A 14,448-nucleotide genomic window follows, 5' to 3' on the forward strand; every position below is an offset into this window, starting at 1 on the left:
GCTGACACAGCACGGCGAGATAGCCATGTACCGACACGAGCTATCACGTTCCGTCACCACCGAAAGTGGGCCAGAGCCACTGACTGGACACACCCCTACACCTGGCAGCGGATCACACCCGAGTACGACGAGGTCCCCTCGGGCCGCCTCAGGCTAGAGCTGGGGGAAGGACGCGGCCTGCAGTGCTGGGCGGACGACAAACGTTCGCGTCTGGAGGACAAGATACGAGCGGCCGTCAAAGAGATTGAGCGGCGCTCCGAGGCTGACCAGCAGGCGCGCCTGGAGCGAGAGAAAGCTGAGTGGGAACGCGCTGAGAACTGGCGGCGCGAGGAGGAGGAACGGCAACGTCGGGAGGCGGCGCGGCAAGCGGAGCGTGATAAGGAACTGGCGCAGGCCGCCGACCAGGCGAGGGAGGAGCACAGGCGGCGAGCCTTTGGTCAGGCCCTGGAAGGATGGGCTTGCGCTGCGGCTATCCGCGAATTCTGTCTGGGGCTGGAAGCACTTGCGGCGACTCTGCCTGCACAAGAGGCAACGATTACGCAATGGGTGACGTGGGCGCGAGCGCAAGCAGATCGCATGGATCCCCTGCACACGCCGAGCGTCCTGACCGAGGCGAACTTCGACATCGAGCCGACGCCCGAGGCCCTGCACCGCTATCTAAGGGAGGAAGGGCGAAGCGAACGAGAATCACGACCGGAAGAACCCGCTGGCGTCAAGTACGACGATCTCTTTCCATCAGCATGGCGATGGGGACGCCCAGGTCGCTTTCAATGGTGGCGGCGGTAGCCGTAGCCCCGCGCTTGCGCAGTGCCTCGACCGCCCGGTCAAGGAGCTGGCCAAGCCGTACAACCTCGTTGCGCAAGGCGATCAGCTCATCGAACCGCTCAACGGCCTTCTGCCCGCACCACTGCCGCACCAAGGCGTGCACAGGCTCGCGCTCACGCAGCCGTACCTTGCGTTCCTCGCGGGCATCCTCCCAGGATTGCCGCTGAGAGTACCCGTAGAGGACCTCCGAACGCAGTTCCGCTTCTTCCCGGTGGATGGCTTCTATGATCCCTTCGGAGAATGTCGTAGCGATCGTCGGCATCAGCCGCCGTGCCGCTCGCCAAGGACTGATCAGCGCCCCATGACGATCACGGAAGGCGAGAGGGTCGGCGGCTAGTTCTTCGGGGGTGAGTCCCAGACGATCAGCTACCCCAGCAGGCGTGGCGATCCGCAGGACCCCAGTCTCGGTCTTGCTTCGTCCGAGGATCACCCGTCGGCCAAGCCCGCAGTCCTTCACGACGAGCAACGCGGCTTCGTACTCCACCGTGCCGCCGGCAGCAGACGATACTTCTCTGACGGCCAACAGCCGACCTTCGTCATTGAGCCGCGGTTCGATGTCGGTCCAGAGGTCGAGCAGAGAGGTGGAGGAAACCCATTCCTGCAGCCCGGCGTCGTCGCCGTCCAGCCGGCAGACCCTGATCCAGTCGTCGCTATCCCGTATCTTCACGATCGTGACGCGGTGCACAGGATCGCCAAGTGCCCTGGGCCGCTCGCGATAAGCCCACTCTTCCCCAAGCTCCATGACTGACATTAACCCGGAGTGTGTGACCGCATGGGCGCTGCCTGCGATTTGGCGAAAATCCTAGCTGCACGCGTACCGACGTTGGAGCGCTGTGCTGTCCCACAGCCAGAACAACGAGCCCAAGCCAAGTGATGCTGCAACTCAAGGGCAGTGACACCATTCTCGGCATCAACAAGGTTGGAATGGTGCTCGCGTGGTAGCGGTAACGCTTCAGGCGCCTGCGTACGTGAAGCCGGCCCATCGGGCGGGCTGCGCGAACGGACGGGCGCTGTCCCAGAGGCGCCGTGCCGCCGAAGCCGCGGGTGGGTTGACCACCACGGCCTTTCCGTAGGCGGCATGGAGTTGTTCGTTGGTGACATCACGCAGCCAGCGCTGAGCGGTTCGCAGCGCCTCCGCCGGTTCGCGTCCTTCGGTCCAGGTTTCGTAGAAGCGGGTCATGAGCAGTCCGGTGGAGAGATCGGGCACGGTAAAGAGCGATGAGACTACGCCGTGAACGCCTGCGGCGAGGAAAGCGGCCGGAATTCCGATGACCTCATCGGGCAGGGTCGTCCCAGGGATGCCACTCTCGCAGGCGGACAGGACGGCGAGCCGTGGCCGCCCGCCGCGCCCGTCGGTGAGCCGCATCGAGGCGAGGTCGCTCAGTGCGAGTAGCTGGTCGTTCGCCAGGAGCAGGCCGCTCCGGCGGGGATCAGTGGTGTTGGCACTGCCGTGGCACGCGAAGTGCAGAACGTCGTGCCCGTCGAGATGTTCGGTGACGGCCGTGTGAGTGGCGTCGGCGCCAGCCAGAAGCGCGACGGAGGAAAAACCGCGGGCGGCGTTGTTCACCTCGCGTGTCGCCCATGGCAGGCGACCGGCAGATACCGGCTGCGGCTCGGCTATCGCGAGCAGGGACTGGGGGAGGTGCGCGGGCAGGCCGCTGGCCTCGTCGAGGATGGTCGCGCTGGGCGCGTACGTGAGAAGCAACTCGTCAAGCGCGTAACGGCGGCCGCTGGGGGTGGCGGCATCCGGAGTCCACGCGGCGTGCAGTGGAAGTAGCCCCAGCAGGCCTCCCGGGATCAAGGTGGCGCGTTCGCGGCCTCGGAGGTGTTCGAGCAGCGGACCGACCGCCGCCGTCCACAGCCAACGTGTCGTAGCGTCGAACGTCCGCGTCCAGCCGTCTGGGTCCGTGCCACGGCGCTGATACGCGGTCAGCCACTCGGCCGTGTGCGCCCGCACCTGGGACGCTGCGAAGCCGTCCGGCCACAGCACCTCGACCACGCCGCCGGGATGGGCGATGAGGCACAGGCCGCCGCTGGTGGTTCCGGCGAGATAGACGATGGGATCGGATATCACCGGAAATCCGGGGTCGTTGAGGAATTCCCCGTGACCCGTCGTGGTGCGAATGGCCAGGATCGCCCGCTCCAGCTCCTCGCTGGCGGCGACCAGCGCCTGCGCGCGATGTCGTTCGTGCTCGGCGGGCGACGGAGCCCACGGGCGGCCGAGCGGTGCCTCGGCCTGCGGCCGCAACTCCCCGGCGTCTAGTGCACGCATACGCGCGACGGCCGCCTCGAAACGATCAGCGAGTACGGCGTGTCCGTCTGCCCGCAGCGCGCCTAGGTCGGCCTGGTTGCGGCGTAACGGTTCGGCGAGAAGAATCGCGCGGCCTCGTTCCAGTTGTGTGACGGCATCGCCGAGGCGGCCTTTCCGGGCAAGCCCGTACGCCAGGTCCTGGGCGAGTATCGGAGCCTCGTCGAGGGCGCCCTCCCGGTCGGACCGGCCGACCTGGCGGCGGAGCAGCCTCGTCGTGAGCGCCAGCCCTCGCTCGCCCGCCTCGATGACCTCGTCCCAGGCCTCCCGCTGCGCCGCCCATCGCAGCCACTCGCGCGCGGTCGCGATCGCGGGCCTGAGCCGGAACGCCTCCTCGGCGTCGATCGCCCGACGGAAGGCGCTCGTCGCCGCGACCCGGTCGGCTCCGTCGCCACGCGACTGGAAGCGGGTTCGCAGGGCTGACGCACGGTGCCGCCAGACCACACCGGCCATCGGGCCGCTGTCTTCGATCAGCTCGAGTGCGCGATCAGCATCGGCCAGAGCCCGCGCGGCCTCTTCCGCATCGCCGGCCCGATCGGCGCGTTGGGCACGGGCCCCGGCAAGGTGCGTGAGCACCCGGGGGAACGCCGGCGCGGACGCCTCTGTCTCGGCCAAGGCCTGGCGCAACAGGGCGATCGCATCGTCGGCGGGGCGGTCCTCAATGTCCGCCACCACATGCTCAATCACTCCCTGTAGCTCCAGAACGTCCAGACGGCGAATGGAACCGGGTAAGGTCAGTGTCGCCGCCTCGTGGGCCGCTTGGGCGGCCTCACGAGCGACGGCCAGGTTGTGCGTCTGATTGGCGCGATCGAGGAGCATCCTCGCAAGGCTTTCCAGGGCTGCGGCGCGGTGCTGGGGTGCGAGATCGAGCTTCACCGCCTCCTCGATCATGCGTAGGGCACGCCGGTCATCCGATCGACGACCGGTGCGGTCCGCACGGCGCGCCAGTGCTGTAGCGGCATGATCGACCATCACGAGCAGGTCATACGGCGTCGCGCGCGGATTGCCCTCGATCGTGTCGTACAGCGCGAGCGCCCGGTCCAAGTCCGCGTCGTCGCCGGTCATGCTCTCGCGAGCGAGCAACGCGTTGGCGAGCATCGCCTGAGCCAGCCAAACGTCGGGCGCGTGGCCCCATTCCCTCAGCGCGGTCTCGGCGCGGCTGACGGCCCGGGCGAGATGGGTGTGGTCTCCGGTGGCCTGGAAGCGTGTCGTGAGCAGGCCACCGAGGCTCGCTATCGCTTGCAACCAGGCGAGCGAGCCCGGCTCAAGAAGATCGACGGCGTCCTCATAGCCCGCGATCGCCTGGTCCAGGTCGGCCGGGTCGCCGGTACGTCGATAGCGAGTGTTGAGCCACCAGGAGAAGTCCATGCGGCGCCCGGCACGTTCCGGATCGTTCTGCCCGGTGAGCTCGAGGGCCTCCCGTGCGGCCTGGAGGCCTGCTTCGGCGTCAAGGGGGTCACCGGTCGACTCGTAACGTTGATGGAGGTCGCGAGAAAGAAGGGCCAGGGTCTGGACGCGTCCGTCCTGCGACGCCGCTGTGGGCTGAGGGGTCTCCAGGAGGGACTGTCGGCGGAGCACGATCGCCTCGTCGAGATCTCCGAGCGAGGCGCTCACGGTGAAGCGGGCCGACAGCCCACGGGCGAGGGTCTCGCGCGCGTTCGCGCCGCGGTAGGGTTCGTCAGCGGAGAGATCGCGAGCTCGCCGGGCCGCTGCGACGGCCCGGTCCAGCGCATCCAAGTCCGGCGTCGTCATCGCATATGAAGTCAGCACGGCCGCCAGCAGGATCAGGGTGGCCGCCTCCAGCGGCAGGCCGGAGTGTTCGTCCGCGATCGTGGCCAGAACCTCGGCCTGGGCCAGGAGATCGGCCGGAGCGCCACGTTCGCCAAGACTGCTCTGGAGGCCTTCGAGCGCGGGAAGCAGATCACGCTCGTCGCACACCTCCTGGCGAGCCTGGGTGAACGTGGCCACGGCTGCGTCGATCATGGCGGGATCGCTGGTTGCAGCGAACAGGGCCCGCTGGGACCACCCCAGGTTGATCAGGAAGCGTGCGCTGTCCGGGGTGCCGGAACCAGTGAGCGTGACGGCTTCGCCATGGCACGTCACGGCGCGCCGGAGGTCGTCGACGTGGCCGGTGTGCTTACCACGGGTCCGCAGTGCATTGCCAAGCACATTCCTCGCGGTGGGTTGACGCGTCGCGGCTTCCGGCGCTGGGGTGACCGCCGCCTCGGCCGCCGCCACCGCGCCGTCCAGGTCCGCCTCCGCAGCACCCCGCTCCCAAGCAGCCACGCGGACGTGACTCACGTTGATCAGGACGCTTGTACGCCAGGCGGACCCCGGCTCAGCCCACTCCGCCGCGTTGAGCAGCGCTTCGGCGGCTTCACGGAGGCGTGCGGTCCCGGTGTCGCCGTCGGCTGCAGCGAGTAGGTCGAGACCGAGTTCGTTCAGCGCGTGCGAGATCACCTCGGCACCGAGTACAGCTGCCGCCAGGCGCCGCTCCCCCCGAAGGACGTCGCTGAACCGCGACCACATGTGAATGGCGAGCCGTAGGTGGTCCGGGTGGCCTGATGTGTCGTACTGCTCCTGCGCCTCGAGTGCCATCTGGAAGAGGAGCACCAACACTTCAGTCCGCTTTTTCTCGCGCACGTCGCTTCAACTCCTCACGGGCTCTGCGGGGTGAACGTGGGTGTGTCCTCGTCGAGACCACGCAGAAGATAGGTGGTCAGGCGCCGGCCCTCGGCCCGCTCGGCACGGGGGTCGGCCGGGAGCGGCCAGCGCAGGCTCTTGTAGAGGGCCGTACGGTGCAGGTCGAAGACCGCCTCCACCAAGTCCGCGAACACCTCCGCACGGGGCGGTAGTCGCAACCGCCAGCTCGCGGTCGCCACAATCAGCCCCACCGGCACGGCCCACCAGTTGATCGGGGCGAACAGCACGAACAGTAGCCCCCAGATGAACGTCGCCACCGCCTTGTCCAAGGAGGTCCGGGCGGCGGCGAGTTCCTGCTGGGTGGCCGCCGGAAGCAGCAGCCACAGGTGTGACCACACGGCGACGGCGTCAAGCCCGTATTTGTCGGTCGGCCGGTATTCCGCCGCCCGCAGAATGTTGCCGATCCTCGTCGGAAGGTAGGACTCGTTCGCCGGGAAACGGCGCAGTCGCTGGTCCAACTCGATGAAGTCGGCCTGCTGTTTCGGCGTCGCGGTGCCGCTGTCCACCAGGCCTGCCACTTTCTGGAACTCCGTGTCAAGCGCCTCGACCCGTCTCTTGACCTGATCAGTCAGCCGGGTGCGCAGCGGCTCGAGGAAGGCCGGCCAATAGCCTTCCATCAGCCGGAGCACGGGTGCTGTCAGCGCGCTCACCACCACACCGGTCGCCCCCACGCAGAGCAACCCGCCGAGGAGGACGCCGATCTGGATCGCCTCGGATTGTCCCCCGAGCCAGTTCAGAGGCGCGTCCATGGCAGCGGTTTCGCCCTTGCCATACAGCCAGGCGAGCAGTCCGCCGAACCAGAAGATCAGCGCCGGAAGCGAGGTCGAGATCCATCGGTCGGCAAGCCTTCCGCCGATGGCCTCCCAGAACTTGGTCAGCATCGCCAGCGCCGTCAAGCCGGCACCAGCGGCACATGGTGGTCGGGGCATTCCCGTACGGGAACCCCCACCGACCTGCGCCACCACGCGTAGGCCCCGTCCTCGGGGCACACGTACTTCGACGCGGCGACGGGCATGCCGGTACCGGGAAGGTCGACGGCACGCTCTTCAAGCGGCTGCACCTCCGGCGGCCGGTGCCATTCGTCCTCGATCACTCGTGCTGCCCAGTCTCGTACGGCTGGAGACGCCGCGAGCAGATCGGCGAGGCGATCCCCGACCCTTTTTCCGTCCGCGGCAGCTGCCAGCAGGCGGACGATCGTCGCGTCATACTCCGGCGCCTTGGGTCCGACCAGTTCTACCAGGTAAGGCCGGAGCGTTCGCGCCACGTCGAACAGATCGTCGTCCATTCCTCTCGCCCCTATCTCCTCACAAAGAAAATCTGAAGGCAGGCCAGAGGTCGTTACGGAACTCGCCGCGCGTACCGGCCTGATCCTGCTGCTCGTCCCGCTGCATCTCCTCCCTACGCTGATCGAGCTCCTCCGCGGCGTCGACAACTTCGCCCTGCTTATCGCATTCAACTTCCTCGGCCGTTTGACCTGCGGTCGTGATCGGGAGGTTCGGTGAGGCGAGTGGTCGGCCTGTCAGTCGCTCTGGGTTCTGGTGATGTCCCTCAGCCCGGGGGTAGCAATGTCGCGGACCGGGACGACCACCTGGCCACCCGTGGTCGTCGCCCAGACCTCGACCGCGTAGGGTGCGAGCTCGTGGCCCCTGTACTTGGGCCGTACCCCGAAGCGGACGCTCTGTCCCGACTCCAGGACGCGTCGCAGCGGGTTCTCGAACTGGACCTTGAAGTCGGAGTTGTTGATCTTCTCGTGCATCCATGCGAGGTTGCCTCGGTCGCGACCCGAGCCACCGAACAGGTTGCCGAGCAGGTGACCGCGCCGCGCGCCCAGCGGGTCGAGCTCGCCAGTCCGCAGGCCGATCGGGTTGACGTCGCTCGACGACGGGGATCCGGTGTGCAGGTCCACTGGGACCAGCTCGCCGATCACACCCGTCGGCAGGCCATTCTCCAGATCGCCCACCAGCACCCGCTCGGAGATCGGCAGCGCCCCGCTCTCCGCCGGCGTGGCCGTCTTGGCGGCGGCGTCGGCGCCGGAATCTGAGCGCCGTCCCGAGGTACGTCCCGGGGTCGCGTCACGGCGCATGCCGCCGGACTCGAGGGCGCGTTTCTCGAGCGAGACGCCGCGATCGGCGCTCTTCAGGGCCTCGGTGGCCCCCTCGCCTTCGGCGAACCGGCTGCGCGAGCCGGCACGGCGCGCTCCGAGCGGCCGCTCGGGCGCCGCCGTGGATCGCCGCGAGGCCGTCGCCTTGGGCCGTGCGTTCGTGGCTTTGGGTGGGGCGGCCGTCGCCTCGGGCTGCCTGGTCGTGGCCTTGGCTGGGGCGGCAGTCGTGCCGGTGAGGGCCGGTTCGGTCGTCTTGGCGGTCGGCTTCGGTGTGCCGGCGACGGGAGCCGTCTCGGCTGGGGCTTTCGGCGTGACCCCCGTCGATGCCGTCTCGGTTGGTGGTTTGGATGTGGTGCTCGTGGGGGCCGGTGAGGCCGTCTTGGGGGCGGGCGTGGGGTGAGTCGCGGGAGTGGGCTGCGTCTTGGGGGCTGGGCCACGGGCGGGTGCGGAAGCGGGACCAGACGCGGAGGTGGAGGTGGAGGTGGAGGGGTGGGTCGCTCGGTCCACGGCGATGCTCGCGCCCAGTTGGACGCTGCTCATCAGGGTCGCCATGAACAGGCCCTTCGGATCGGTGAGTCGCTGCTCCAACTGGTCGGCGAAGCCCGCCCAGGTGACATCGCGACCCCGTAACGCGTCGACGGTCTGGTGTACCGCGACAGAGAACCCCTGCGACAGTTCGTGGGTCGTCACGCCGGCGGCGATCGAGGCGAATGCCTTGCGGGCGAGTGTCTGGGCGGTGGGATTCCCGGCCAGACGGTCGAAGATGGTGTGGCTGACCCGTCCGCCGACCCGGGTGAGCACCACCTGGACCGCCGCCTCCAACGCGATGGCCGCCCAGTCGACCTTCTCCCCGTACGCGGCCTTCACCGCTCCCACGCCGACGGTGGCGGCGAGCGGGGCGCCCACCGAGATGGCGGTCGCCGTGCCGCTCACGCTGAGGCCGGCCACCCCGGTGCCGATGGCCTCGGGCGCGAGCCCCAGGGCGGCGCCGCCCGACGCCACGACCGCCAGGACGCCGAGAGTGACGAAAGCGGCATCCCTGGTGTACTCGAGCCCGGTCGCGAGGCTCTCACCACCCTCGATCAACTGGTCGACGTAGGCGCGCACCAGCATCGCCGACCGCTCGGAGGCCGCGTCCGCCTTGGCTAGGTGGTCGGCGGCCTCCGTGAACGCGCCGGCCGTGATCGCGTGGCCGGCCGCGGCGGACTCCGCCGTCAAGGTGGATCGCAGAGCCTCCAGCGCGGTGCCGGGGTGGTCATAGCCGCCCCACGTGCGGACGTAGGCCCATGCCTTCACCGAGTGGGACGTGACCGGGAAGTCGGAGTTCACCTCCTCCTGGGCCCGGTAGCGGCCCATCGCGTCTTCGGCCCGCCTGGCGCTCCGGTTGAGCGCCAGCGTCAGCGCCGTCCGGGCCGAGGCGCGTACGCGCTCCGCCTGCTCCGGGGTGAGCGTGATGACCTCGCCCCGGTAGATGGTGCGCATGAGGGAGTCCGGGCCCATCGACAGGCCATCGATGGCGGCCATCACGGTCCGCGCCGCCGCCAGTCCGTCGCCGGGCGGCAGGGTCGGCTTCGCCAGGGCCTCCGTTCCGGCGCCCGTGCCGTGCCCACCGACCAGTGCCGTGACGCCCTGGTTGCCAGCAGTGGCCTGCAACGACGTCACCGCCTGGCCGACGGTCCCGCCGCCGCCCGCCCCGCCCGGCGAAGACGTCCCGGTCCGGGCGGGCGCCCCGGCACGTACTGAGGCCCCGGCATATGAGGACGGCGCATAGTGCCGGGCCGCCTCTCTGGAGGGAGCCGGTCCGGATTGCTGGTGTCTGTCCTGTTCACTCACGGGGCATCCCGCCGTCCACGAGTTCCGCCTGCCCGCTTTTGTCATGATCTGTACTAGGGCACGGTCAGTACGGCGGGGTGGTCGCCGGTCCCGTTCCGGTCGTCTGGTTCGTGCGCGGTCCCGTTCCGTTCGGTGGGCTGGTCACCGCTCCCGTTCCGGTCTCCGGCCACGCTCCGGTCGGCCCGGGTGGGGCGCGTGCCGTCGCTGGCCTCGGGTGCGGTCAGTTCCTCCAGGACCTGGATGGCGCCGCTGATGCGCAGCAGCGTCTCGCGCAGGGCGGCCTCCTGTCTGGTGAGCTCACGCAGCTGCCCTTCGCCCAGCTGGTACTCCCGCTTCAGCTCGGCCAGCCGGGCCTGCAACTGTTCAATCACGTTGATCACTTCCTCCGTCGTGTGGTCATCTCAGTTCGAGCCCGGGATCCATGACGTTCATGGCTTCCGGCTGGTCGTATATCTCCGGATGCAGGAGCAGGCCCCGCTCGGCGGCCGGCTTGTCCTCCTCCACCACCATGCGGTTGGTCTCGGCCCACGGGTCCTGCCGGACCCCGGTCACCTGCCACGAGACCGTAACCCCGGGCTTGTCGGTGCAAATGGTGAAGGCGCTGTCCCGAACCTCCTCGCGCACCCACGTCAGGGCCGACTGGCCGACGGGCGTCAACTGGAAGCGGTGGTCGCGATTGAGCGCCTCGAAGAAGCCGGGGAGGGTGATCTCAGCCTCGCCCCGCTCGTCGGTCACGGCCACGCCGGTGTACACGTTCAGCCGGTCCGGCGACTCGACGAACGAGTGCGACAGGTACCTGTTGTCCGGGTCGAGCGGGTGGTCGATCCGGAAGCCGCCGCCGCCCTTGGAGAGCGTGCCGCGGACGTCGAGGTCGCCGTTGATCTGGACGCGGCCCAGGAACAGGCCCGCGGAGTTGCCGCCCGCCGCCATGATGCCGGTGCCGGTGCCGGTGCCCTCGACCCACGCGCCGATCGTGCCGGTCGCCCGTATGCCTGCCTGGAAGGCGCCGTTACCGCCGCGCGCGGTGATGGCGGTGCCCCCGCTGACGATGTCGAGCGGGGTGGCCGGTGCCCTTGTGTTGATGCCGACGTTGTCCCCACCGTCGAAGGCCACGACGCCACCGCCGCTGCGCACGAACAGGATCCCGCTGCCGGTGTCACCGATCCACGAACCCCACAGCGACAGAGTGGAGGGACCGTTCGGCTGCCCGTAGTCGCCGCCGAACTGCAGCTCTCCACTGTTGACGTGCATCCGCAGCGCCCATCCGACGCCGACGCCGAACAGTCCCACGTGGTCGTTGCTGGCCATTCCGACGAACGCACGGTCGGCGTCCGGGTTGGCCTGCCGGAACCAGATGCCGGCCGATCCGTCGCCGCCCTGCCGTACGCGCATCCGGCGTGCCACATCGAGCCCGCCGCCCTCCCCAGTGGCGGAGACGCTGATCCGGTTGAAGTTGGACCACAAGTGCGCGGCGCCGCCCTGGGAGTACCAGACCCAGCGCTGTCCGGTGCCCGCGCCCGGTGTCTCGACGAAGTCGGCCACGTTGCGGTCGGCGAAAGAGTACCCGCCGGCGGTGCCGCCGCTGTGCATCTCCGTGCCTTCTACGTGCACGATTCGCTGTGGCGGCGCCGCGCCGATGCCCACGCCTAGCTTCCCCGACTTGTCGATCACCAGCCGGTCGGCGCGTGCGGTCGCGTCCGTCAGCCGCCACGTGCCGTCGGTGTTCGACGATATCTGGTAGGCCGGGCCCGCCGGAGACGACAGCCACAGCGGCGCCGACACCGACAGCGTCGAGGACACGGACAGCGTCGATACCCGGACCTCGCCGGTCGCCCCGGTGACCGCCAGGGCTTCGCGAGGCGCCGCCTCGGACAGCAGGGTCAGGGTTACGTTCCCGGTTGCGTCGGCGGTCAGTTCGGCCACTGGCCGGTCGTCGACGCCGGGTACGCCTCCGCCGGCCGTACGCGGCGCCCGCAGCACCAGCCTGCCCGTGGGGACTCCCGCCGGGCGTCGGGCGTCCGCCGACAGGCTGGTGACCCTGCCCTCGCCGTCCAGCGCCACTCGGGCGAGCACCACCTGCCTGCCGTCGTCCTGGAATCCGGCCGCCGGGACGAGGCGCAGCCACGGCGCGTGCAGCAGGGCGGGCGCGTTGGCCAGGGTGCTGTCGCCCAGCACCTCGCGCCAGGTGAGGGTGAGCAGGCTGTCGGCGCCCGCGCCGGTCGTGTCCAGGGTGAGCCCGTCGTCGCCCACCAGGACGGTCGGCACACCCTGGATCTGGGCCGGGTCGACGGTCTGGTCGACAACAGCTGTACCGCCCGAGGTCAGGACGATCATTCGGCCGTCGGCGTCCAGGGCCGTGCCCGGCGAGACCGTGACCCCCATCTGACCTACGGTGGCGCGTACCGCCAGCCCGCGTGCCACCCCCCAGGAGTGCAGGTCGGCGTTGCGGGCCCGGTCCAATGGCAGCAGGTAGGTCTCCATATCGGTGAGGCTCTCGCCGTGCCCAGTGGCCCCTGTGCGCACGGTGCCGGTGCTGAGGTTCCAGTACTCGGTGCGCTTGACGCCGCTGTCGCTCATGCCGGCTCCACCATCAGGATCGAGGAGGGTCTCTTCCTGGTCTCGACCACCAGCGGGCCGACGTCGGCCCTGACCGCCTTGACCTCCCAGCAGAAGCGCTGGGCGGGGTTGCGGTCGTCGGCGGCCAGCACGGTGAACCCGCCGTCGGCGACGGGAGTGGCGGCCAGCGCGCATACCGGCTCGTCCAGGTCCGACACCGGCGTGAGCAGCACCGTGCGACCGTCGGCGCAGGCGAGGGCCTCGAAGTAGTCCGGGAGCGTCACCCGGGCGCGGCCACCGCTCAGCCGTCCCTCGCCCCGGTAGTAGACCGCCGCCTCCGGTCCCTCCACGCACGCGTGCGTGAGGACGCGGCCGCCGGGGTCGAGCGGGTGGTCGATGGCGAACCGCTTGGTGCCGTCGTTGAGGAACTGGCACCTCGGGTGATCGGGATCCGTCCCGACGTACACCGCGCCGCGGGCGAACACGTCCCACGTGCCGATACCGCCGCCGGACCAGTCGGGATACTGCGGGACGTCGGGCCAATGGACGGTCATGTACATCCTGCCTGGACCGGTGACGTTCAGCCGTGTCGTCGCGCTGACGACGTTGCCGTCGAGGAGGGTGAGCCCGCCGCCAGCCCGCACCGTGGAGGCCGTCGCGAGAGCGCCGCCGATCACCATGTCGCCGCCGACCACGGCGTCGCCGGCGACGCGCAGGCTCGCACGCGTGGGACCGCCGATGTCGACCGACCCCGTCGCCACGTCCATCCGCAGTCCCCATCCGGCGCCGCCGTTGCCCCAGAAACCGACGTGCCCGTCATCGAGCATGCCGACGAACGCGCGGTCGGCCTGCAGGCCGGTCTGGAAGAGCCAGATCCCGGCGGAGGCATCGCCGCCCTGCCGGACCCGCATCCGCCGGTACACGTCCAGGCCGCCGCCCTCACCGGGCGCGCCGATAGACAGCCGGTCCTGGCCGGACCACAGCCGGGCGGTGCCGTCGTGGGCGTACCAGACCCAGCGCTCGGCCGCGCCGGGTGTCTCCACGAAAGTGCGCACTGCCCGGTCCGCGAAGGAGAATCCGCCGCCGGGGCCGCCGCTGTGCACCTCCGATCCCTCGACGTGCAGCACGCGCGCCGCCTTCGCCCCGCCGATGCTCACGTTGCCCGCGGTGTCGACCACGAGGCGGTCTCGTATGCGCAGGTCGCCTGCGATGGTTACGGTGCCGGCGGTGTCGACGGTGAGGCGGTCGCCCACCAGCAGGTCGCCGGAGATGTTGACGGCGCCGGTGGGCTCGACCGTGAAATGGTCGCGTACGCGCAGGTGCCCTGTGACGATGATGTCGTCGGAGAACTGCACGGCGCCGGTGCCGAAGACCGACAGCGCGCGGCGCGGTGGCCCGGCGGGCGGGAGCACGTTCAGATCCACCCTGTCGTCCGCGCCGGCCACCAACTCGGCGACCGCGCAATGGTCCACGCCGAGAGCATCACCGCGGGGCCGGCGCAGCTCTAGGCGTCCGGTGGGCGTGCTCGCCTGGCGCCGCACGCCTGGGCCCAGGGCATCGACGATGCCGCCGGTGCCAAGCGTGACCTCGGCCAGCACCACCTGGTCGCCGACGTCGGGGAAGCCGGCTGCCGGGACCAGGCGCAGCCAGGGCGCGTGCAGTAGCACCGGCGCGTTCAGCAGCTCGAAGCCGGCCACCTCGCGCCAGGTCACGGTCAGCAGGACGGCGCCGGTGAGGTCGGTGGAGTCCACGGTCACGCCGGTGGCGCTGACCGGGACCGTCGGGACGTTCTGCACCTCGTCCGGGTCCACCACGGGGTCGACGACCGCGACACCGCCGTCGGTGAGGACGATCAGGTTGCCCTCGGCGTCCAGCGCGGTGCCAAGGGACACGGTGACGCTGGAGGCCCCGGGCGTCGCCGTCACGCGGAGCCCGGCGGCCACGCCCCAGCCATGCAGGCCCGAGTTGCGCAGCCGGTCCATCGGCATCAGGTGGCTCTCGATGTCGGTCAGGCTCTCGCCGTGCCCGGTCGCGCCGGAGCGTACGGTGCCGGTGCCGAGGTTCCAGTACTGGGTGCGTTTCACTGCCATGCCGCTGCTCCCTTCAGTGGGCGATCGCCCGT

The 14,448-nt window shown here is 69.9% G+C and carries 8 protein-coding genes and 1 pseudogene; 1 reads left to right on the forward strand and 8 read right to left on the reverse strand.

The window, feature by feature from the left end; genetic code table 11:
* Positions 1-786: pseudogene (locus ACWDRB_RS58755) on the forward strand (hypothetical protein); the annotation flags it as partial.
* Here the strand turns inward: ACWDRB_RS58755 and ACWDRB_RS58760 are convergent.
* From ACWDRB_RS58760 to ACWDRB_RS58795, 8 genes are all read right to left on the reverse strand, one after another.
* Positions 713-1,576 carry a hypothetical protein gene (locus ACWDRB_RS58760; protein ID WP_449910201.1) on the reverse strand — a complete coding sequence of 288 codons (864 nt, stop codon included), beginning with the start codon at positions 1,574-1,576 and terminating at the stop codon, positions 713-715. The pseudogene ACWDRB_RS58755 and the gene ACWDRB_RS58760 sit on opposite strands and share 74 nt — an antisense overlap.
* Before the next feature lie 201 nt (positions 1,577-1,777).
* Entirely contained in the window at positions 1,778-5,776 is a 3,999-nt protein-coding gene (locus ACWDRB_RS58765) for a CHAT domain-containing protein (protein ID WP_449910203.1), read from the reverse strand.
* 14 nt (positions 5,777-5,790) lie between these two features.
* Positions 5,791-6,732, reverse strand: coding sequence for a hypothetical protein (locus ACWDRB_RS58770; RefSeq protein WP_449910205.1), 942 nt, complete (start codon positions 6,730-6,732; stop codon positions 5,791-5,793).
* Positions 6,729-7,121, reverse strand: coding sequence for a hypothetical protein (locus ACWDRB_RS58775; RefSeq protein WP_449910207.1), 393 nt, complete (start codon positions 7,119-7,121; stop codon positions 6,729-6,731). Before ACWDRB_RS58775 ends, ACWDRB_RS58770 begins: the two co-directional genes overlap by 4 nt.
* 234 nt (positions 7,122-7,355) lie before the next feature.
* Entirely contained in the window at positions 7,356-9,599 is a 2,244-nt protein-coding gene (locus ACWDRB_RS58780) for a DNA/RNA non-specific endonuclease (protein ID WP_449910208.1), read from the reverse strand.
* A 224-nt stretch (positions 9,600-9,823) separates the two neighbouring features.
* Entirely contained in the window at positions 9,824-10,141 is a 318-nt protein-coding gene (locus tag ACWDRB_RS58785; protein ID WP_449910210.1) for a hypothetical protein, read from the reverse strand.
* Between the two features lie 25 nt (positions 10,142-10,166).
* Positions 10,167-12,347, reverse strand: a complete 2,181-nt coding sequence (locus tag ACWDRB_RS58790) for a hypothetical protein (protein WP_449910212.1) — start codon at positions 12,345-12,347, stop codon at positions 10,167-10,169.
* Positions 12,344-14,416 (reverse strand): hypothetical protein, encoded by a 2,073-nt coding sequence (locus tag ACWDRB_RS58795; RefSeq protein ID WP_449910214.1) that lies wholly within the window; start codon positions 14,414-14,416, stop codon positions 12,344-12,346. The genes ACWDRB_RS58790 and ACWDRB_RS58795 overlap by 4 nt, the downstream gene beginning before the upstream one ends.
* Between the last annotated feature and the right edge of the window lie 32 nt (positions 14,417-14,448).

It is taken from the genome of Nonomuraea sp. NPDC003707 (assembly GCF_053587055.1).

Coding starts and splice junctions, on each gene's coding strand:
- ACWDRB_RS58760 (WP_449910201.1), bottom strand. CDS start 1,576: ATGTCAGTCATGGAGCTTGGGGAAGAGTGGGCTTATCGCGAGCGGCCC.
- ACWDRB_RS58775 (WP_449910207.1), bottom strand. CDS start 7,121: ATGGACGACGATCTGTTCGACGTGGCGCGAACGCTCCGGCCTTACCTG.
- ACWDRB_RS58790 (WP_449910212.1), bottom strand. CDS start 12,347: ATGAGCGACAGCGGCGTCAAGCGCACCGAGTACTGGAACCTCAGCACC.
- ACWDRB_RS58795 (WP_449910214.1), bottom strand. CDS start 14,416: ATGGCAGTGAAACGCACCCAGTACTGGAACCTCGGCACCGGCACCGTA.